Raw genomic sequence first — 22,170 nt, 5'->3', positions numbered from 1 at the left:
TGGCAGTGCTGGTACCGGAAGCAGCGCAACCTGGGTGATCCCGCCGTGGCCGAGAGCCGTCGCCTCGCTGGCCCGGTACAACCGCCGGCGACGCTCATCGAAGTGCGGCAGGATCTGATCGAACTTGGTCCGCAGTGCATGGGCGGCAACGCGGCCTGGCAGACACGGGGTCATATCCCAGGCTCCCACCAACACCGCTCTACCGAACACTTGTCGAAGTGCGGGCCCCGGCGGTGCCGGAGTACTGCCGCTGCACACCGGCGGACTTGTGACCCTTCTTCAGGAATCCGGTCTCGTCGACCAGCAGGACTCCATCGCGGTCACCGAACTGCTCCACCACACAGGTGCGGAGATCGTCCCGGACACCGTCGGCGTCCCAGGACGCGGCGTCGAGCAGTCGCCGCATCCCGTCCGGCGTGGACTCCCCGGCCACACTTCCGCCAGTGTCCAGCCGTTCTTCCCCGCGATCGGCGCCAGCAGGCCCCGCACACGCGCCCGGCCGCGACGCCGGTGCTCGACCCGATGGAAACGGCCGGCCACCCGCCCGAACAACTCGTCCAAACCCGCGGTCCAGGCCGACAAGTCCTCGTCCACGATCACAAGATCGACAGCACGGGGCAACATGATCACCACGTGCGGCTGGAGTACCAAGCCCGATGCTGAAGCCCGTCTGCTGGCGCATGTCGACAGATGCCTGCAGCCGCCGCGCGGACCCCCGCTACCGTGCGCGGTGGCCACTCCAGCTGCCGTGTCCGCGGTCATGACCTCTCCCCCACGACCTCAACCGGTGGGAACGAGTACGCCGTGGACCAAGGCGCACCACGAACCGACCAACTACAAGAGAATGTCCTCGTCGGCTCCCGCAGTGGTGATCTCGATGAGCACCGCGCTCCACGCCGCCACGGGGCTCACGTTGAGCAGGACGACCCGGTCGCCGGCGTGCCAACGATTCCGGTCGAGGGTGGTCTGGAGATTGAGCAGGGCGTCGGCCGGCCCCAGATGGCCCCGGTGTCGCAGGTTGTCCGCGCAAGCGCTTTCCATCGCTACCCCGAGGCTCTCCTGGTAGAACCGGAGCGCAGCTAGCGAGATGTTCTGGCAGAGGTAGCCGGCGATGTCCTCTTGGCGCAGACCGTTGCGCTGCAGCAGCCGCTGGTTCACCGAACGCAGTCGATCACGGGTGGTCACCGCCAACCTCAAGCTGTACTTGCCGATGTCGAGGCATTCTTCGCGCCACTGGTCGACCGGCACGTCGCGGTAGTCCACCCGGAAGAGGTCGGAGTAATCGCCGTCGCTCTCCAGGACCACGTCGAGCAAATGCAGCGGGCCGTTCCTGGACAGCAGCACGGCGAACCCGCAGTCGCCCTGCACTGTCACCGGGTGCCGGTAGCGCCTGGAAGTAGGTGGCTTGCTTCCGTGCGCGATCAGGACGGTCGACAGGTGGGGATCCGCGTGCAGCATCCCCCTGGCGGTGAGCAGAGCCGGGGTGATCGACGCGCATCCCAAGCCGCCGACGGAGAACGACATCGCGCGACCGGCGCCCAGTGCGGCCTGCACGGCGGTCACCTCCGAGGTCAACAGGGCTTTCGGGACCCGTGGTTCGACGAGCACCAGTGCGTCCAGGTCGATCCCTGTCATCCCGGTATCGGCCAGCACCCGCTGTGCCGCGCGGACGGCAAGGGTCCGGCTGTCGGCGTGGTCGTCGACCGGCACGCGTTCGATCCCGAGGGTCGTGCAGGTCTGTCGCTCCCGGGTGGACATGTCCGCGAGTTCGGGAAGGTCGGCTACGGTCATCCCGGTTTCCGGCAGGTGCCACCCCATGGCTTGGATGGTGATGCCCGTCATGTCGAGACCTCGGCCAGTTCGGTGAACGCCCGCGCCACTTCGTCCATGAGCGCCTCGACTTCGGTTCGGGTGAACCGGCCATCGTGCATGATCGACAACGACACGCAGTGCTCCCGGACCGCGGAGAGCAGCACCAGGGGGAAGCAGTCGGTGATCGACCGCTTCGATTCCGGGTAGAGGTCCGGGCGGACGGTGAACCTCGTGAAGCCGGAGTCCAGGCTCGTACCGTCGTTGCCCTGATGGGCGAGCATGATCTCGGGTTCGGGTAGCGACCGCAGCTCGGCGACCGCGGCCGAGTGCGGACTCAGATGGCGCAGGATGCCGTATCCGACGCCGTCGTGGGGAACGGCTCGGAGGCTGTCGGCCACCGCGGGCAGGCAGTCGCCGACCCGTGAGGCCGGGTCGACCGGTAGCACCAGCGGGTGCAGGCTGGTGAACCAGCCGATCGAGGCGGGGCGGCCCAGCGGTCGGTGCGGGTTGGGTGTCGCGTCGCCTTCGACCATCACGTGCGCCCCCGGTGTACCGCGCCAGCGGGACACCCCGCAGGCCAGGGCGCACAACGCCGCGTCCTGGGCGTTCTGCCCGCCCGCAGCGATCACCGGCGGTATCGAGTCGAGGGGGATGTCGCGGTGCACGGACCCGCCCCCTGTCGGGGTGGGTCGGTTCGCGGCCGGCACACCGCCGGTTCGCAGTGTCGTGGTCCAGTAGGGCAGTTCGTCGGCAAGCGCGTCGGAGCCGGCGATGTCGTGCAGGTGCTCGGTCCAGTGCCGCCACGCGGGTACGCGCTCGATCGGTTGTTGTTCCGATGCCGGTCGGGTGAGGGCGGTGTCGAGGTCGTCCAACAGGACCACCGAGGACAGGTTGTCGAAGACGAAGTGGTGCACGAGCAGCAGTACGAGCGGGTTCCTCGCCCCGTCGCGTTCGTAGTACCGCGCGCGCAGCACGGGTCCGTCGCCGGGGTCGATGGTCGTGGCCAGGGCCGAGAGGTCGTCCTGGATGGCGGTGCGCTGCTGTTCGACGGTCATGGCGGGGAGCACCGTCACGTCGACGAGGTCGGTGGTTTCCTCCACCGCGCATTCGATCCACCGGCTCAGGCTGTTGTGCCGCAGTCGGTAGCGCAGCGGTTCGTGGAGCCCGACGAGGTGGCGCAACGCCGTCCGGAGCATGTCGGGGGTGAGGTCCTGTGTGGACTCCAGTACGTGGGCCTCGACGAAGTCGGGCATTCCCCCGGGTACCGCGGCGAGGAACATGTGCATGGTCGGGCTCAACGGCACGTGGTCTGCCGGGTCCCGGGCGATGTGTCGGGTGGTGGTCGTCGACGCGGCCGCCAGCTCGCGCAGCGTGGGGTGGAGCAGGAGGTCCTGCGGGGTGAAGTGGATGCCCGCCTTCGCCGCGCGGGTGCCCAGGCGGATGCCCAGCAGCGAGTCGCCGCCGAGCTCGAAGAAGTTGTCATGGGGGTCGACGTGGCCCACGGCGAGCAGGTCCGCGCAGATGCCTGCCAGCACTTGCTCGGCCGGGTCGGCACCGGTAGCCGGTAGAGGTGACCGCTCGGGCGGGGGTTGCAGGGACTGCCTGGCGCGCTTGCGGTCGAGCTTGCCGTTCGCGGTGGTGGGCAGGGTGTCGGTGATCACCACGCGGTCGGGCACCATGTGCGCGGGGAGCGCGGCTGCGACCCAGGCGATCAGGTCCGGCTCGTCGGGTGCGGGTCCGCGCGGCACCACGTGGGCGACCAGGCGGGTGCCGCCGGAGGCGCTCGCGGTGCCGATCACCAGGGCCTGTCCGATCGACGGGTGGTTGCGCAGGACTTGTTCGACTTCCGCGGGTTCGACCCGGTGGCCGCGCACCTCGACCTGGTCGTCGACCCTGCCGTGGAACTGCAGGGTGCCGTCGGGCAGGCGACGTCCGAGATCACCGGTGCGGTACATCCGCGCGCCGGGACGGCCGATGAACGGGTCGGCGACGAACCGGGAGGCGGTGAAGCCGGGTAAGCCGTGGTACCCGCGTCCGACGATGGCGCCGCCGATGCAGACTTCGCCGAGTTCCCCGTCCGGCACAGGCAGGTCGTGGTCGTCGAGCAGGTGGACCACGGTGTCGCTGACGGGTACCCCGATGTCGGGCAGTGCCATGTCGGGTTCGGTGGTCACGTTCCCCGCGGTGGCCACGATCGTGCACTCGGTGGGGCCGTACATGTTGAGCAGCCGGAACGGCAGTCGCGCTGTCGGGCGGACACGCAGCTGGTCGCCGCCGGTGCTGAGCACCCGCAACCGCAACCCCGTCGGTGGCTCGACTTCGGTGAGCAGCACCTCCGCCACCGGGGTGGGCAGGAAGGCCGCCGTGGTGCCGTGGCGTGCCATCCAGTCCAGCAGGGAACCGGGATCGCGCATCGCCGAGTCGGCGAGCTGGAGGGTCGCACCGCGGTCCAAGGCCGCGAAGACCTCCATGATGGCCGTGTCGAAGCTCGGCCACGCACCTTGCAGGATCCGGTCCTCGCCGGTGAGCTCCATCTCCTCGACGTACCACCTGACCACGCCGGTGAGTTGGCCGTGCTCGGTCTCGCAGCCGTGCGGGCGTCCGCTGGAGCCCGAGGTGTAGCAGACATAGGCCAGCTGCCGTTGCGCGAACGACACCGCCGGGTGCGCGTCGTCGGACTCGTCGGTGTCCGGGTCGACCACGATCCGCGTCGTGGCGGCTGACGGCGTGTCCACGCCGCGCCCGAGCACCACCGCGGAGGCTCCGATGTCGGACAGGATGGCGTCCACACGGGGTCGCGGTGACGTCGGGTCCACCGGGACGAAAGCGCCGCCGGCCTTGGCCACGGCCAGCCAGCCGACCACCAGGTCGACATCGCGGTTGGCGAACACGGGTACGCGGGTCTCCGCGGTGACGCCCACGTCCGCGAGTCGTCGGGCGAGTCGGTTGATCATCCGGTTGAGCTGCCGGTAGGTGTGGGCGCCGTGGTCGTCCACCACTGCGGGGTGATCGGGGCGCGTGGTGGCGTACCGCTCCACCTGGTGCCATACCGGGGACTGGGCCCGCCCCCGCACCTCCAGTGGCGGTTGTCCCGGACGCAGCGTGCCCAGGGGCCGTGCCGGGTCCGCGGTGACCGCGTCGACCAGTTCGGTGAACCAGTCCGCCAACCTCGTTGCGGTGCCCCGGTCGAACAGGGCTACCGCGTACTCGACGTATCCGTGCATGGCGCCGTGCCCCTGTTCGACGACCCCCAAGGTGAGGTCGAACTTCGCCGTCCCCGGCGCTATGCCGGTCATGTGGCCGGCGTAGCGGCCGCCGCTGGTCAAGCCGGGGAACTCGACGACCTGGGCGGGCGCGTTCTGGTGGGTGTAGGCGACGTCGAAGATCGGGTGCCTGGCAGGGTCGCGACTTCCGCCGAGGTCGGAGACGATCTTTTCGAACGGGATGTCGTGGTCGAGCACACCGGCCGCGGTGCGGGCGCAGCGCGCCACCAGGTCCTCGAAGGACAGATCGTCGGTGACCTCGGTGCGGAAGGGCAGTGCGTTGTTGAAGTAGCCGATCAGCCCGTGCGTGTCGGGGTGGTTGCGCCCGGAGGTGGCCACGCCGACCGCCACGTCGCGCCAGCCCGCCCACCGGTGCAGCAGGGCCGTGAGCGCGGCGAGCATCGTGACGAACGAGGTCACCCCGTGGCGCTTGCCGAAGTCGCGGACCCGGTCGGCCAGTTCGGCGTCCACGGTGAACTCGACCACGTCCCCGCCGAACTCGCGCACCGGCGGCCTGGGCCGGTCCAGCGGCAGCTCGGGCCGTTCGAGTCCGGCCAGCCGGTGCTTCCAGTAGTGCAGTGCCGGTGCGGAACCGGTGGCCCAGCGGGCGCGCTGCCAGGCCGCGTAGTCCGCGTACTGGACGGGCAGGGCGGGCAGGCCGTGCGGGCGTCCGTCCAGCCGTGCCCGGTACAGAGCGGCCAACTCGGGGAAGAACACCGATGGCGACCAACCGTCGAAGACGATGTGGTGCCAGGTGAGCAGCAGGACGTGGTCGTCCGGGGCGAGCGTGAGCAGCCGCGTGCGCCACAGCGGGCCCACCGCCAGGTCGAACGGGTGGTTCGCGGCCTGTGCGATCAACTCGTCGGCCCGCCGGGCACGGTCAGCCGCGGGCAGTGCGCCGAGGTCGGTGATCGGCAGGCGCACCGGCGGAGCCGACACGAGCACGAAGGGTTCGCCGTCGCTGCTGGGCAGGCGGGTGCGCAACACCTCATGCCGGTCGGCGATGTCGCCCAGCGCGGCGGCGAGCGCCACCGGGTCCACCCGACCCGACAGCCGGAGGTCCACCGGGATGTTGTAGAGCGGGCTGCCGGGGTTGAGCCGGTCGAGGTACCAGAGCTGTTCCTGGCCGAACGACAGCGATAGCGGGTCGAGACGCGACACCGGGGGAATGGGTGCGAGGACCACGGCGCGATCCCCGGTGGGAAGCCCACGGCGGATGCGCTGGGCGAGCTTGCCCATCGTCGAGTGGTCGTAGAGATCGGTGAAGCCCAGTTCGACGCCGAACTCGCGTTGGACTTCACGCAGCACGGTGATGCCCGCGATGGACGTGCCGCCCAGCGCGAAGTAGTCGGAGTCCTCGCGCACGGCGGGGACTTTCAACACGTCCGCCCACACGGCGGCGAGCCGGCGTTCGACGTCGTGGCCGTCCTGGACGTCGAACGACCGCGTCGGGTCGACGACCGGGTGGTTCGTTCCGCCCGTACCGCGCGCGGCGGGCGTGCCGATCGGGCGGCACCAGCAGCGCACCGGCTCGAAGGGGTGGGTGGGCGCCGGGACGCGAGGGAGGTCAGCGCCGTGGTAGTGGCGGTCCCAGTCGAGGGTGGCGCCCAGGGTGTACAGCAAGGCGAGCTTGTCCAGCAGGTGGTCTCGTCCGGGTTCGTCGGCGAACGCCACGATGGGCAGGTCGGTCAGTGGCCGGATCGCCCTCGAGAGCTGGGCTCCCGCGCCGAGTTCGACCAGCAGCGCACCCTCGCGCTCGAAGCCGGTGACCGCCGCGCGCAGTCGGCTGTGGTCGATGGACACACCGTCCGTCGTTCCGGTCGCGGCCTGCACCGCCTCGTCCAAGCGGAGCACTCCCCTGATGGCCCGGATCACCGATTTGCCGGTGCCACTGCCCGCGAACCGGGTGGTGCTCAGCCCCAGCGAGTCGAGCAGCGCGTGCAACGAGTGCTGGCGGACGACCTCCTCGCCCCGAGATGCCGGATCCGGGTGGTCACCACCGGAGAACAGGACGACCAGGGGTCTGGACACCGGTACCGGCCGGTCGGGAACGACCGCCGTGGACAGCGCCCGTTGCAGTTCCTCGACGCTGCTCACGGCGAAGGCCAGCCGGTAGCGGTGGTCGTCGCGGCCGCGGTTCATCACGTGCGCCACAGCGGCCAGCGGGTGGGTGGTGGTGCGCAGGAAGTCGACCCAGTGACGGCGGTACGAGTCGAGGGCGGACGCCGACTTGGCCGACAACGTGACCAGGTGGCACTCCGGGTCTCCCGGGGCCGAGGTCGGGGAAGGTGGGGGTGCCTGCTCGACCACGACGTGCACGTTGGTCCCGGTGAGACCGAAGGAGCTCAGTCCCGCCCGCCGAGGTGTCCCCTCAGGCCCGGGCCACGGCGTGGTCCGGGTCGGCACGGTGAGCAGGTCGCCGAGGTCGACCTGTGGATTCGGCGCGGTGAAGTTGACCGTCGGGAAGTGCACGGCGTCGCGCACGCTGAGCACGACCTTGAGCAGTCCGGCCATTCCCGCTGCCGCGTCGAGGTGGCCGATGTTGCCCTTGACGGACCCGATGGCGCACGCACGGCGTTGGGCACCTGGGGCCGACAGCGCACGGCGTAGTCCGTCGATCTCCACCGCGTCGCCCAGGGGAGTGGCCGAGCCGTGGCATTCGACGTAACCGATGGTGGTCGGGTCGGCGTCGGCGTCGCGAAGCGCCGCCGTGATGACCGAGGCCTGGGCCTGGGGACTGGGCGCGGCCATGCTGACCGCACGATGCCCGTTGTGGTTGAGCGCTGTTCCGGTGATCACCGCGTACACGGTGTCGCGGTCCGCCATGGCGTCGGCGAGCCTTTTGAGCACAACGATCCCGCCGCCTTCACCACCGACGGCGCCGTTGGCCCCGACGTCGAAGGGGCGACAGGTTCCGTCGGGCGAGTCGATCCCGCGCAAGGGTTCGTGGCCGGCTCGTCGGGGCAGCACCGGGCGGACGCTGATACCGCCCGCGAGTGCGAGATCGACCTCGCAGGCCCGCAGCCGGTCCACCGCCAGGACGACCGCGGCCAGGCTGGAGCTGCACGCGGTGTCCACGACGAGGGCGGGCCCGTGCAGATCGAACGCGTAGGCGAGGCGGGCGGCCGAGGCCGAGGGCAGTGACCCGAGGATTTGCTGGGGGTCGAAATCCTGGTACAGCGTCTGGTAGTCGGTCTGGTGGGTGCCCAGGAAGACACCGGTGGATGATCCGCGCAGCCCGCGTGGGGCGTAGCCGGCGTTCTCGATCGCCTCGTGCGCCAGGTGCAGCAGCAGTCGCTGGTGCGGGTCCATCGCCTCGGCCTCTCGCAAGGAGATGCCGAAGAAGTCGTGGTCGAACAGGTCGATCCGGTCCAGGTACCCCATCGGCAGGTAGCCGATGCCCGTGGGTTCACCGGTCTGACGCACTCGTTGCTCATCGGGAGGCCGAATCGCGTCATGACCGCTGTCGAGGCGGTCGCGGAACCGCTCCGGGCTGTCGGCTTCCGGAAACCGGCACGAGATCCCCACGATCGCCACTGGACCGCCCTGCACGCTCATCACACCTCTCACAGTTCGAAGTCGTCGTCGGTGACGCGGGCCGGGTGGACGCTTTCCACCAGGCGCGCCATCGCGGCGATGGTCGTGTGTTCGAACAGTTGCGCGACCGACACCGTGCCGCCGCACAGCCGTTCCAGCCGCCAGCGCAGTTCCAGCAGCCGGATCGAGGACCCGCCCGCGTCGAAGAACTTCTCGTGGATCCCGACCAGCCTGCCGTCGAGCACGGCCGCCCATTGGGCCTGGACGGTCTGTTCGGCGTCCGTCCGCGGCCGCTCCCCTGGGCGGGTCGAGGTTTGCGGTGGGTGTTGGGCCAGAGCACGGCGGTCGGTCTTTCCGCTGACGGTCATGGGCATGGTCGGCAGCCGTGTGATCCGCGACGGCATCATCGCCGGCGGCAGCCGGTCGCGCAGCCACGTTCTCAGCTCGGCGAGATCGACGTCTTGCGTCGGGGCCACGGTGATGTAGGCCATGACGAAGGGGTCGCCCGCCGGGCCCCCGTCGCAGACGACGGCGGCCTCGGCGATCTGGTGGTGCTGGGCGATCACCAGTTCGACTTCGTCCAGCTCGACGCGTGTGCCGCGCACCTTCACCTGGCGGTCGACCCGGCCGTGGAACGTCAGCGCCCCGTGGGCGTTGCGGCTCACCAGGTCCCCGGTCCGGTACATGCGGGTGCCCGGTGGGCCGAAGGGGTCGGCCACGAACCGCGAGGCTGTCGGGCCCATGGCGCCGAGGTAGCCGTGGGCGAGTCCTTCCCCGGCCAGGTACAGCTCGCCGACGCGGTCGACGGGCAGCGGGCGCAGGTGCCGGTCCAGCACGTGGGCGCGGACGTTGTGCAGCGGGTGACCGATCGGCGGTGGGGCGGAGCCGTCATGCCGCCACCACGTCGCGAACACCGACGCCTCCGTCGGCCCGTAGACGTTGACCAGGGTGAAGGGGAAGGTACCGGGTGTCGCGGCGAGCCTGTCCCCGCCCACCAGCAGGAAGCGGAGGTCGAAGGCGCCGGCCAGCGTGCCGCTGGTGAGCATCCGGTGCGCTGTGACCGTCGTCAAGAAGCACAGGGACAGCCCCTCCCGGATCATCCACCAGCTCAGCGCGCGGGGGTCGCGGCGCAGCTCGGGGTCGGCGACGCACAGGCAGCCACCCAGGCACAGCGTCGACCAGATCTCCCAGAGCGAGGCGTCGAAGGACAGGCTGGCGACCTGACCGTGCCGCTTCCCCTCGGCCGACCCGAAGGTGTCGCGGTGCCAGGACACGAGGTTGACCAGGCCTCGATGGCTGAGCACCACCCCCTTGGGGCGTCCGGTCGACCCGGAGGTGTAGACGCAGCACAGGGGGTCATCGGGTACCGGTGCCTCCCACCGGGTCGGCGCGGCCACCGCGGGCAGGGATCCGATGTCGTGCGTCGGCACCTCGCCGGTGTCGAAGCAGTCCGCGGGATCGGTGAGCAGGACCAGCACCGGTCGGCAGTCGTCCAGGATCACCCGCAGGCGTTGCGGTGGCACGTCGGGTTCAAGACTGATCAGACAGGCGCCGATCCGCGCCACCGCGACGAAGACTTCGACGGCGCACGGCCCCGGCCTGGTGATCACGCACACCCGGTCACCTCGTCGGACACCGGAGGTGGTCAGGTACGCGGCCATCCGGTCGGCCCGATCGTGCAGCTCGCGGTAGGTCAGCGTTCCCGCGGCCGACCGCACGGCCAGTTCGTCGCCGTGCCGGTGGACGCGCTCGGCGAACAGGTCGGGCAGTGTGCGATCGGCCGGGTACCACCGTCCGACGCCGTCGCGGTCGGGAAACGTCTCGACGCACTCGGATGGTGTCATGGTCTTCTCCCGGTGCTGTGGTCACGCGGACGTGGTGTACCGGTGGAACCCGTGACCGCTCTTGCGTCCGAGGCGGCCTTCGGCGACGAGGTCGACCAGCAGGACGCAGGGCCGGAAGCGCGGATCACCGGTCTCGGCCACCAGGACGAGGAGCGTGTCCACCACCGTGTCCAGACCGATGAGGTCGCCAGTGGCCAGCGGGCCCATGGGGTGGCCGAAGCAGTCCTGGAAGATCCGGTCGACCGTCGGCGCGTCGGCAGTCCGCTCGGCCACCACCGCCGCGGCTTCGTTGATCATCAGCATGAGCACCCGATTGGTCACGAAACCGGGAGCGTCACGGGTCACGACGCCCTTCTTGCCGATTCCCGCGAGCAGGTCCAGCACCCGCCTCAGGCTGTCGTCGGTGGTCTCGGGACCCCGGACGACCTCGACGGTGGCCTTCATCGGCGCGGGGTTCATGAAGTGGGTGCCCGCGACGCGGCCGGGGTGGCGCAGACCGGCGGCGAGGCGGGCGACGGGAATCGCCGACGTGCACGACGTGAGCACGGCGTCGGGAGCGCACACCTCGTCGAGTTCGTCGAAGATCCGCCGCTTGACGGTGAGCCGTTCCACCGCGCACTCCACGACCCAGGACGCCGAGGACAGGTCGGCCAGAGCGGACGACCAGCGCGGGGGCTCGGCAGGGTCCGGTCGGGACGCGGACGGCGGTGATCCCACCAGGGAGTGCAGGCGTCCGCCCCGCCGCAGTCGGTCCGGCCCCGCGGCGAGTGCGGCCGGATCCGGGTCCACGATCGTCACCGGATGGCCCGCGCGCAACAGGCATTGGGCGATCCCGATGCCCATCGTGCCGGCGCCGACGACACCCACGTGCCCGGCCATGGTCACGACCACCGATTCACGCGGACGGCGGTGGGGCGCGACATCGGCGGTTTCGCGGGATCGACTGCCAGCACCAGGGTTGCCTCGTTCTCTTCCTGGACCTCGTAGCCCGCGAATCTGAGGGTGATCAGCATGATGCGGTTCACGGGGGTGGGGGTGTAGTGCGCCACGGGACGCTTTCCGGCAGCGAGCGCGGTGTGGACCAGGTGATCCAGCAGCGCTCCACCGGCACCGCGGGACATCACCCGGCACGAGGTCAGCAGCAGGAGCAGGATGCTGTCCTCCCCTGCCAGTTCGGTCACGGCCAGGCCGATGGTGCCGTACTCCCCGAACCTGTCGGCCAGTTCGGCGACGAGGACCTCGTGTCCCGGTGAAGCGGTCAGTTCGCGCAGTTCGTCGAGGTCGTAGGTGCGTCCGGTGGTGTTGAGCTGGTGGGTGCGCAACGTCAACTCGTGGACCCGTGCCAGATCGTCGGGTCCGGCCCGGCGGACGGTCATCTCCAGGTCCAGCGAGGCCAGGAACTCCGGTGCGGGTACTCCGGCGTCCTGCTCGGCCGTGCGGCGACGATGGTCGGTCTGGTAGAACGACCGTCGTCGCCGGGACTCCGCGGTGACGAACGGGGGCCGGAACTCCTCCAGGTCCGGCAGGGCCGCTACCTGCTCGGCCGGGTAGCAGCGCACGGACGGCAGTGCACCCGACACCTCGGCCAACTCCGCGGTGTCGTTGTCCACGAAGGCCAGTGCCCCGGCGGCGATGTTCAGTTCGTCGGCCACGCGGACGATCGCGGCGGACTTGGTGCCCCAGCCGACTTGCACCGCGCAGAACAGGTCGTCCAAGCGGTGGTGGGTGAGGTGCCGCAGGACGGTGTCGTAGTGGCCGCGGCTGGCCACGGCGTGCAGGATGCCGCGGTGGTCGAGCGTCCTCAAGGTGCGCATCGCGTCCTCGCGTGGCCGCGGCTGGTCGCCCTCCAGCAACACGCCGTCCCACAGGGTGTCGTCGAGGTCCCAGACCAGGCACTTCACGGTCGACGTGGTCATCTTCGCCCTTCCGGGGGTGCTGCCGCCGCTCGCCGCTGGGCGTGCTGCCGCAGTGCGTGGTCGGCGATGTGCAGTTCGGCCACTTCGTCGGAGCCCTCGATGATCTGCATGATCTTGGCGTCGCGGAACAGCCGTCCGACGAGGCTGTCGCGCGCGCATCCGGAGGCGCCCAACACCTGCAACGCGTCCCGGCTCACCGAGGCCGCCGCCTTGGCCGCGGCGTACTTCGCCACCACCGTGTCGGCGATCGCGGTGGAGGCGGTGCACCGCCTCGCTTCCGCGGCTCGCTCGCACAACGCCTTGGCCGCGTTGGTGTCCACCAGCGATCGGGCCAACAGCGCGCGCACGAGCTGGTGGTCAGCCAGCGCCACACCGGCCTGCCTCCGGTCGACAGCGTGCGCGACGGCCTGCTCGAGACAGCTCTGGGCCAGGCCGGCGCACCCCCATGCCACCGTGAAGCGTCCGTGGTCCAATGCGGTGCCCACGACATGGGTCAGTCCGAATCCACCGGTCGCGATGACGTTGGCCCTCGGTACCCGCACGTCGAACCGCACGTGGGCGAGCTGCGCCGCACGCAGCCCGAGCTGCCCGGAGACCGGTTCGCGCTCCACACCGGGCCGGTCCCCCTCCACCAACACGGTGACCGGTCCCGCCGCGGAACGGCCCAGCACCAGGAAGACGTCCGCGAACCGCCCGGAGGTGACCCAGATCTTGTGGCCGCGCACGGTGACGTGCTCCGCGTGGTGGTCGACGGCGGTGTCGACAGCCGCGAGGTCGCTGCCCGCGCCGTGTTCCGTAGCGGCGAAAGCCGCCCTGGCGCGGCCGCTCACCAGGTCTGGCAGCCACCGGTTCCGCTGCTCGACGCTGCCCCACCGCACCAGGGCGGCCGCCACCATGGTCTGGACGGTGAGCAGCGACCGCAGGCTGCTGCACACGCCGCCCAGCACCGCGCAGGCCTCCCCCAAAGCCAAGGGGCCAAGGCCGAGGCCGCCGTATCGTGGTGGCACGTCGATGCCGAACAGGCCGGACTCGCCCATGGTGAGCAACACCTCGTCGGGCACCGAGCCGACCGCGTCCCAAGCGGCCGCGTCATCCGCCACGGCCTCGGCGAAGGCCGCGACATCAGGCGGAGCGGTCATTGCCGCACCCCGGTGTTCTTCACCTGGACGAATCGCGCGATTCGTCGCATGGTGCGGAAGTTGGCGAGGTCCAAGTCCGTGGCCTCGACCCGAATTGCGAACCGTCGCTCGACGAAGTCCACCAGCTCCAGCGCGGAGAGCGAGCTGAGTTCGCCACTGGCGAAGTAGTCCTCATCCGGATCCGGCCGCTTGCCCAATGTGGTCTCGAAGAACACCGACAGCTCTTGCAGGACGTCCGCGTCGGGCGTCGCCTGGTCCAGGATCTCCCGTACCTCGAACTCCTCTCCGTACTTCTTCTCCGACCACCTCGTGAAAGTCATGATCAAGGTGTCACGCCAGCCTCGCTCCCCCACCGGTTCGACGGGTGTGACGTCGTGCCACAGCTCCAGGTCCTTGAGCACGACGGCACGTCCGGCCGGGACGACGTCGGCGAAGAACGGTTCCCCGCCACGGCTGTCCAGCGGTGTCAGCTTGAGTTCGCCGCCGGTGACGTCGTGTCGGTCGACCACAGCGATGACCACGTACTCATGCCCATCCTGGTGCGGTCCCTCCGGGACGACTACGCCTGCGTTCCCCGCGGTGGCCACGACGCGGATCTGGTGGACGTCGACCTGCCAGTCCACATCGGGCTCCAGCGGGACGTGTTCGACCGCCCAACTCACGAGCGGGGTGAAATCGACGGTGAGCGGGGCGTATTCCCGACCTATGCCGCCCACGAGGCTGTTGAATACACGCGGGGCGGTGTAACGGCGATGGGGCAGCTGTTCGAACCCGAACCCGGCAGGGGTGGTGACCAGCCGGTACTGGCCGAAACGCCGGTACCGGCTGTGGCCCGCGTATTTGTCGAACTCGAGGTGGTGGAAGCTTTCCAGAAGGTCGATCGGCAAGGGCGGCAGGTCCACCAGCGTGAATCCGCGGTCGCTGAGTCTCATCGAGTCGACCTTTCTCCGACGCAAGGGGTGGGCGGCATTTGTTACTGGGTCGCACTCGGCGCCCACAGCACCGCTTCGTGCTGGCGATCACCACAGAGAATTGGCACTCGGCCGATTCGACGGCAGAGCCGGCAGGTGCCGGTCGCGGTCGGACAGCACCTCGACCGCGGCCCTGCCCATCGTCACGCAGTGCACCAAGCCGGGCACGGTCTTCGGGATGAGATGCGGGTTCGGGACATGCCAGGCGTCGGACACGTCGAGAAACGAGATCGACGCGTCCGCGGAGTGCGAGGTGCCGGTGATGAAGTCCGCGTCGTCCCGCCTCCCCTTACCTCATCCAACGCTTGCCCAATGCACCTGAACTGCGCTTTCGGCACAGTCGAACAGTCGCGAAGAAGAAACATTTCCGGCTACTTTGACGGACCGACCATCGACGGATCGGAGCACCCTACAAGGGCTCACTTGAAGGCCTATATCTGGAGTTGCAAGCAGAAAACTACAAAAAGGCAGATCCCGAATATACACCCAAGCTGTCAACCACATCACGCGACATCTGCCCACACAGCAACGCAACCCCAATCGGAACTGAAATTTTCGCGATCTTCAATCGAAGGTACTCCGCATTATCCACCCCTACACCGCCGAACGGTGGAAAGCATTATTCATCGGCGAAGCAATGTCATTATGAACTCTTATTGAGGTTACTCCAACAGGTGGAGGTTGTGCGATCTATTCGAAAAAAGATCCTCGACAAGACGGGAAACCATCATCCAAAACCACAAAAATGCGTTGATCATCGACCACCTTCGTGAGCCGAAAAGGCGGATGGGCCGCCTGACACGTGGTCGCCGCAGCAGAACCCGAGAAGCTGCACGCGGACAAGGCCCTGCGAGCAGGGGCCTGCGCAGGTGGATGCGGGATTGCGGCATCGACACCTGCGTCACCAGTAAAGGCGTCGAGCCCAGCGACAGACCCGGGCAACACCGTCAGGTCATTGAACGCACAATTACCCGGCTAGTCGATCACCGCTGCCCGCATACCGATACGAGCGACATGGCAGTGACCTTTACTTCTTTCCCAATTCGGCCACAGTGCTGACCTGATTCAAGAAGCTGCCCACGTGAGCGGTCCAAGTGGAGTGCACGGTGCACTCGGTCTTCGACAACGAGTTCAGGGCTTGTTCTTCTTGGCCTGACCAGGGGGGATCTGCTTGTCCTTCTTGTCCGCCCCCGGCGGTTGATCCTGCTCCGGGCTTTCCACGGAACCACCGTCAGGGCTCGGCTCAGGGGCGGGCGCGGGGTGGTTCGTGTCGTCGGGCGGTTGCTGTGTCGTCGCGGACACCGTGTCGGGGTTCGCGACGGGTTGCGTCGTGGTGGTCGGAGCCGGTGTGGTCGAGGTGATGGCGGGATGTACGGCCGCGGGGGATTCGGGTGCGGGCGCGGTGGTGCCCGCGGTGATCGCCCAGCCGACCCCGACGGCTCCCAGCAGACCCGCCGCGAAGACCGCGGACGCTTTCCGATGCGGCCACGGTCTGCGGGGGGACGGCTCAGGTTCCGGCTTGGGTTCCGGCTCGGGGATCGGCTCGGGGATCGGCTCGGTGGTGAGCTCTCCGGCGCGCAGGACGGTGGCGCAATCCCCGGCGGTGGGGCGTTGCTCGGGTGATGGCGACGTCATCAGCGCCAGCAGTCGCGCCAGACCGGCGGGCAGGTGCTCGGGAATGACCGGGGACCGGTGCAGGCGCGCCACCATGGCCTCGACATCGCTTCCGGTGTACTCGCACCTGCCGGTCAGGCATTCCAGCAGGACCAGGCCGAGGGCGTACACGTCGGCGGCGGAGTCGACCTCGGCGCCGCGTACCTGTTCCGGGGCCAGGTAGGCGGCTGTGCCGACCACCCGACCGGTGCGGGTGAGCCGGGTGCTCCCGACCGAGTGCGCCAGCCCGAAGTCGGCGAGGTACGGGGTGTCGTCGTCGAGCAGGATGTTGGAGGGTTTGACGTCGCGGTGCATCACGCCCCGGCCGTGCACGTAGGCCAACGCGTCGGCCACCGCAGCCCCTAACGACCTGACCTGATCGGTGGTCAGGGGGCCCAGTGCCATGCGGCGGCGCAACGTGTGCCCGTCGACCAGCCGCAGCACCACGAACGGGGTGCGCCCCGCGGTGCCCACGTCGTAGACGGACACCAGACCCGGATGCGACAACCCGGCCAGGATGTGGACCTCGTTGTCGAACCGGCGGGCGTTGTCGGGGTCCGCGTCGGCCGTGAAGACCTTGATCGCGACCGGGCGCCGCAGCCGGGTGTCCCAGGCCCGGTACACCTCTGCCATGCCGCCGATGCCGATCACCTCGGCCAGCTCGTACCGATCGGCGAGCAGTTCGTCGTTCACCGACAGCGGCACCGGTGCACCTCTCGATCGCACGATTCGGATGTTCCAGGGTATTCCCCACCGCCGGAATCGCAAACCCGCAGTTCGCCGAGAACGGGTACCACCGGGTAATGCGGTAACGGTACCGCGAGGATTGCGCACCCATGTCCGGCCAGAGGTGAAGCCCACGAAGCAACTCCAGAGCAGTCGCGGCCCATCACGAGGTCGACATGATGGAGTGGCGACTGAAGGAATTCCCAATGCGCATCGAACGTCGATTGGTTCGCAATCGGCAAGTACGCCGCGGTGCTGTCTGGTCGAGTGCGAAATCGAACCGTGCGGCGGACACGAAGGCCGTCAGACACAGGCGGCACTGGCGAAGGGCCACCCCACTACGTAGTGCCGACTGCCAACAGGCTCGAGTCGCTGGCCTCTGTCCCCTGTACTACATTCCGAGATCACGCGGAAGCGGGTCACCGAGTCGGCGATAGTGGTTGATCAGGGCTCTGGTCAGGTGGACCTGGCGCCGGGGAGTGCGGGCGATCGCAGCACCGATGTCGATGCTGCGGACCAACACGGCCGCGGCCAGCAACCTCCGGATCGCCGCGGTCGACAAGGGCAGCGGAACCAGCCTCAACGGACCGCCTCGCTCTCCCGGAGCATCGCTTCTTTTCCCTGACTCGCACGCGTGACCGTCAGGAAAGCCTGTGCCAGCACGCACATCGTCACGTGCCGGTACCACGGAGTCCACTTGCGAACCTGGCAGGCATCCACCCCGAGCCGGTCCTCGCCGATCCTGTTGTCCTCCTCGATCCTCCAGCGCAGCCCGGCGGCCCGGATCATCGCGGTCGTCGTCGCGGCCACCGGCGCGTGGACCAGGAAGAACTCGATGTCGCAGGACGACCGCCGATCCTTGTGTTTCCTCATCTCCTTGGACCGTCGGATCAGCAGGGTGTGGCCGAACCCGGCGGTGGGAGGCTGCTCCTTCACCGTCACCGCGTGCGTCGACCAGTCGTACAGCCGGGCCCCTTTGCTGCCCTCACCCGCCGTGCGGCGCCCCCACTGGTGGACCCCCGACCGCAGAACATCCCTACAGGACAACGCTTCCCCTCGTGCGCCGACCAACGGCAGGTCCATCGGGACCGCCATCGTGTACGCGATCGCACCCTCGTGGCAGAACAACCGCAGATCGGGGTCACGGCCGTAGCCGGAGTCCGCGGCGAACCACCCGAACGGCACCCCCGCGTCCACCAGGCGCGCGAGCATCCTCCGCACCAGTGCGGATTTCGTCGCGAACTCCCCATCCACCGGACCCCCCGCCGCCCGGCACCACGCCGGATCGGAGGTCCACGCCTTGGGTAAGTACAACCCCCGATCCACGAACGCGTGCCCGGCCTCGGTGGCACAGGTCAGCATCGGCATGACCTGACAGTTCTCCATCTGGTCGGTCAACCCGCAATGCCGCGGGGCGACACCGACGCTCCTGTCGCCCTTCTTGACCGCCTGCGTGTCGTCGGCGACCACCACCGCGTCCACCGATCCCAGACCCGCCACCACATGCTCACGCACCCGGTCCCGCAGCACGTCGGCATCCCACACCGCACCGTCGAGCAGATGCTCGAACGGACGCGGCGCGGCCAACCCCGCGCGCTCGGCCAGACCCACGAGTTCTTCTTCGGCACATCGGCCAGCAACGCCCGCACCATCAACCCGAACGTCGCCCACTCGTGTCCGACGGGGGTGAGGTCCGGCGTGCAGGCCGGTGGTCGGATCGCGTGCGGCCGGTCCCACGCGGCGGCGAAAGCGCGCATGGCCGCGCTGACGTCGGTGTTCAGGTTGTACCGGATCGGCACGACCGAGCCGCCGGGCCGCTGGCGGGCGGCGTCGGGGGCGGTCGACAGGGACGTCGCCAGCGCGGTGGGCCGGTGCCGTGCGGTGTGTGGTCGCCGTGGTTTCCCCGTGTCCCACCGGGGCCCCGGCCGAATCGCGTCGGGGTGGCCGGACGCGGTGCCCGGCCACCCCGGTGGTCACGCGGTCGTGACTGCCACGTTGTCGACGAGGAAGTCGGTTTGCAGGGTGGAGTCCTCGGTGCTGAGGAACTTCAGGGTGATCGTCTTGCCGCGGAAGCCGCTGAGGTCCGCCGTGCGGGTGACGTACCCGGTGGTGGCGTCCGTGTTGCTCCACGTCTTGAGCGTCGTGGTGGTGCTTCCGCTGACGACCTGCACCCGCAGGTAGTCGTACGGCGTGGCGCCCGACTCCCGGGTGGCCACCCGCAGGTAGTAGCCGAGGGTGGGGGTACCGGTCGTCGGGACGGTGATCTGCTGGCTCACCGAGTCGGTGTTGGGGGCGCCGTTGCCGCCCAGCCAGGCGTACCAGCTCCCGGACTGCGCCGGGTAGGTGTTCCAGTTGCCCACGGAGCCGCCGGTGACGGTCCAACTCGCCGTGCCGTTCTCGAAGCCGCCGTTGGCGACGATCCCGGTCGGGGTCGGTGTGCCGGCGCGGTAGTCGATCGTGTGCGTGTAGACCAGGTCGCGGGTCGCGGAGGAGACGTCCAGGCCGCCTGCCGGGCGGTCCGCGGTGAACCACTCCTCGAACGTGCCGGACGGGTTCGCGGTCATGCTCGCGAAGGTCGGCAGCGGGCCGTTGTCGACCTTGCGCCACAGGTCGATGATCGCGCCCGCGACCCGGCACTCCACCTGGTCGCCGTTCTCGACGTTGGTGTTGTCCGCGGGCCCGTTCGCGTTGTACGGGGTGGTGGTCATCAGGTTGATCTCGGCGCCGTTGGCCCAGATGTACTTGCCGTCGCCGACGGCGTAGCCGGCGATGGCGTTGGCGAAGCCCTCGGTCCAGGCGCAGCTCGGCCCGGTGCGGGCGCGCAGGTAGTGCGGGGACGGGCAGTCGCTCGTCGGCCACGAGCCCGCGTAGAGCATGTCCATCAGGCCGTGACCGGACTCGTGCAGCACGGTGTGCTCGGAATCCGGGTCGGCGTCGGTGAGTGCGACGTAGCGCTGCGCCACCGGCAGCGCCGGGTCGTTGTTCCAGTAGGTGCCGTCCGTGCTGCCCGGCTGCCAGTGCAGGGTCAGCTTGCGGCAGGAGCTCTCCCCTGCGGTCCAGCAGGTGGCGGAGCCGTGGATCGCGAACAGCTTGTTGACGGCGTCGAACGCGTGCCAGCCCCGCATCTGCGCGCTGGTCGGTGAGGTGGTGCCGAACGAGGTGTCCGTGCCGCTCGCGACGCTGTTCTTGGCGGCGGTGCTCACCGTGTAGACGCCGGTGCCCGCGTTGTTGGTCACCCGCCACAGGGCGTTGTCGGTGGCGAACTCGACCCACACCTGGGCCATCGACGCCACCGGGGCGTCGAAGCACAGCTTGTAAGCGCCGTCGGCCCCGGTCTCGCCCGTGACGTAGTACTGCGCCGCGGCCGAGGTCGTGGTGCGCCCGGCGATCTGGGTCTTGATCTTGCGGCCTGCCTTCCAGGCGCCCGCTTTGTCCGAGTAGGTGAAGGCGCCCGCGGCGCAGATCCTGCCCGCGACGGCGGCCACGGCCGGGGTCGGCATCACCCGTGTGACTCCGGTGGCGCGGGTCGCGTCGGTCCCGGTGCGGGAGGAGCCCGCCGTGCCGCCGACGGTGAGGGTGGCCGAGGAGTGCGCCGACCGGTCGGCCGCCGGTGCGTCCGCGCTGGTCACGTCGGCCTCGATGTGCGCGGGGCCCGCGGCCAGCGCGGTGACCCCGAAGGTGACCGTACGACCTGCGTCGGACAGCCCGAACTGCTGCTCGGCGACCTGGGACAGGCCGACGACGCGTGGCGCGGACAGGCCGCTCGAGCCGGTGGTGAGCCGGAGGGTGTCCGGCAGGCGGATGGCGAGCTTCGCCCTGCCCATCGCGACCTGGGACCTGATCTTGACCGTGACGGTGGCCGATTCGCCTACCGCGGGCAGTCGGTCGAGCGACACGTCCGCCGCGACGCAGCTCGCCGGGGTCTCGGACTTCTCGTGCGTGGGCGGTGTGAGCGAACACCGGGTGGCGGCCGCGGCCTCGCCTTGGGTGAGCAGTGCCGTGCTCGCCGCGACAATCGCGATGGGAACAGCAAATGAGAACAGGGTTTTCATGCAGGGTGCCTTTCGGACGACTGAACTGCCGTCACTGCAGGGTGACGCCAGAAGAATGACCGTCGTTCGTGGCTGATGGCAATCACGGGTGGCCGGTTGATTACCGGCGGTCGTATTCTGTGAAAGCTTGGGATGAACGGCTCGCGCGCCCCGTGCCGGATTGCCTGCTCCCGGCGTTGCGGGGTGCCCTGACCAGGCGTTTCAGAATGTGAAAACTGTGAACAACCCGCTTTTCACCGTTTTGATTTCACCAGCGCCAGCGAGTACCGACGACACCTGGCGACAGGTTGACCCCCACCTGGCAACTGGACTTCGACGGGCCGAGCGGCAGCGCCTCGGCGAGCCGCTCCGGTCCGGTCGGGGTGTTTTGCCGGAACCCGTGGCACCAGGTGGGCGGCGCGCCCTCGAACTGCACCTGCTGGCTGTACTCGTTCATCGGGTGCGTCAACTCGCGGTAGTAGAACTCCACCGGCGGTCCGGGCTTCGCCGCGATCTCGTACTCGATCACCGTGTGCTCACCGACGCCGAGCGGCGGTCCAGGAGCAATTCCGCCACCAGCAGCCCGGTCTGCGCGTCGTGCTGGACCAGTCCCGTCCGGCAGAACCGCACGTCGGTCAACTCGGGCGGGTACCGGGGGTCGTCCGCCTGGTACTTCACCACCCGCCGGGTCACCCGGCCGCGCGCGCCGCGCAGCACCAGTCGGGAGCGCACACCGCGCTCCGAGCGGTCCTCGGCCACCGTGAAGACGTCGTGCGCGGACACGACGTCGTGCCCGCCGTCGTCGCCGTCCCCGAATCGCGCCACCAGTGCCGGGTCGGCCTCCTCCGGGCGGCGCAGCCAGCGCCCGCGCGGCCGGGGCGGGCCGATCAGCGTGACCAACGACGAGGCGGGCAGGCCGAGCAGCGCCTCCAGCGCCTGGACCGCGCGCAGCGACTCCGGCCTCTCGGGCCGCCGCAGGCTGCGCCGCCAGTAGCTCAGCGTCGCCAAGCTGACGTCCATCCCCTGTTCGGACAGGTGGTGCCGCAACCGGTCCAAGGTGAGGCCACGAGCCGTGATCGCCGCGTCCAACGCCTCGGCGAACGTGCCGGTGCGCAGGATGCGCGCCAGTTCCCGGCTGTTCGCCGAGCGGGGTGGCGACGTCATCGCGAGCCTTTCGGGGACGGCGGGTCGACAAGGGCCTCAACTATCGGTAACGGGCAGGGGTCTGTCCAGACCCGTGTTGTCGCAGTGCGTCGCGGCCGCACGGGGTCGGACCAC

General features: G+C 69.4%; 12 protein-coding genes and 1 pseudogene. All 13 read right to left on the bottom strand.

Going from position 1 to position 22,170, the window contains the following annotated elements:
- Nucleotides 1-226: 226 nt before the first annotated feature.
- Nucleotides 227-624: pseudogene (locus tag RM788_RS44950) on the bottom strand (transposase); the annotation flags it as partial.
- A 210-nt stretch (nucleotides 625-834) separates the two neighbouring features.
- Nucleotides 835-1,842: a 3-oxoacyl-[acyl-carrier-protein] synthase III C-terminal domain-containing protein gene (locus tag RM788_RS44945; protein WP_315926813.1), complete on the bottom strand. Its 1,008-nt coding sequence runs from the start codon at nucleotides 1,840-1,842 to the stop codon at nucleotides 835-837.
- A complete protein-coding gene (locus tag RM788_RS44940; RefSeq protein WP_315926812.1) occupies nucleotides 1,839-8,633 on the bottom strand; it encodes a non-ribosomal peptide synthetase in 6,795 nt (2,264 codons plus the stop codon). The genes RM788_RS44945 and RM788_RS44940 overlap by 4 nt, the downstream gene beginning before the upstream one ends.
- Before the next feature lie 8 nt (nucleotides 8,634-8,641).
- A complete protein-coding gene (locus tag RM788_RS44935; protein WP_315926811.1) occupies nucleotides 8,642-10,456 on the bottom strand; it encodes a non-ribosomal peptide synthetase in 1,815 nt (604 codons plus the stop codon).
- A 21-nt stretch (nucleotides 10,457-10,477) separates the two neighbouring features.
- Complete coding sequence (locus tag RM788_RS44930) at nucleotides 10,478-11,335, bottom strand: 3-hydroxyacyl-CoA dehydrogenase family protein (protein WP_315926810.1); 858 nt, start codon at nucleotides 11,333-11,335, stop codon at nucleotides 10,478-10,480.
- 2 nt (nucleotides 11,336-11,337) lie between these two features.
- The gene (locus tag RM788_RS44925; RefSeq protein ID WP_315926809.1) at nucleotides 11,338-12,372 is read right to left on the bottom strand and encodes an HAD-IIIC family phosphatase; all 1,035 of its coding nucleotides are present in this window, start codon (nucleotides 12,370-12,372) and stop codon (nucleotides 11,338-11,340) included.
- A complete protein-coding gene (locus tag RM788_RS44920) occupies nucleotides 12,369-13,511 on the bottom strand; it encodes an acyl-CoA dehydrogenase family protein (RefSeq protein ID WP_315926808.1) in 1,143 nt (380 codons plus the stop codon). The genes RM788_RS44925 and RM788_RS44920 overlap by 4 nt, the downstream gene beginning before the upstream one ends.
- A complete protein-coding gene (locus RM788_RS44915) occupies nucleotides 13,508-14,509 on the bottom strand; it encodes a 2OG-Fe dioxygenase family protein (RefSeq protein WP_315926807.1) in 1,002 nt (333 codons plus the stop codon). Before RM788_RS44915 ends, RM788_RS44920 begins: the two co-directional genes overlap by 4 nt.
- Nucleotides 14,510-15,613: 1,104 nt before the next feature.
- Entirely contained in the window at nucleotides 15,614-16,840 is a 1,227-nt protein-coding gene (locus RM788_RS44910; protein WP_315926806.1) for a serine/threonine-protein kinase, read from the bottom strand.
- Nucleotides 16,841-17,440: 600 nt separating this feature from the next.
- Complete coding sequence (locus tag RM788_RS44905; RefSeq protein ID WP_315926805.1) at nucleotides 17,441-18,472, bottom strand: IS701 family transposase; 1,032 nt, start codon at nucleotides 18,470-18,472, stop codon at nucleotides 17,441-17,443.
- Nucleotides 18,473-18,834: 362 nt separating this feature from the next.
- Complete coding sequence (locus RM788_RS44900) at nucleotides 18,835-20,913, bottom strand: hypothetical protein (RefSeq protein ID WP_315926804.1); 2,079 nt, start codon at nucleotides 20,911-20,913, stop codon at nucleotides 18,835-18,837.
- A 247-nt stretch (nucleotides 20,914-21,160) separates the two neighbouring features.
- A complete protein-coding gene (locus tag RM788_RS44895; protein ID WP_315926803.1) occupies nucleotides 21,161-21,421 on the bottom strand; it encodes a hypothetical protein in 261 nt (86 codons plus the stop codon).
- Nucleotides 21,418-22,056 (bottom strand): hypothetical protein, encoded by a 639-nt coding sequence (locus RM788_RS44890; protein ID WP_315926802.1) that lies wholly within the window; start codon nucleotides 22,054-22,056, stop codon nucleotides 21,418-21,420. Before RM788_RS44890 ends, RM788_RS44895 begins: the two co-directional genes overlap by 4 nt.
- Between the last annotated feature and the right edge of the window lie 114 nt (nucleotides 22,057-22,170).

Origin of the sequence: Umezawaea sp. Da 62-37 (assembly GCF_032460545.1) — a bacterium.
Classification (GTDB): Bacteria; Actinomycetota; Actinomycetes; order Mycobacteriales; family Pseudonocardiaceae; genus Umezawaea.
Note: the sequence above shows the minus strand (reverse complement) of the source record. Positions and strands in the feature narration are given on the sequence as shown.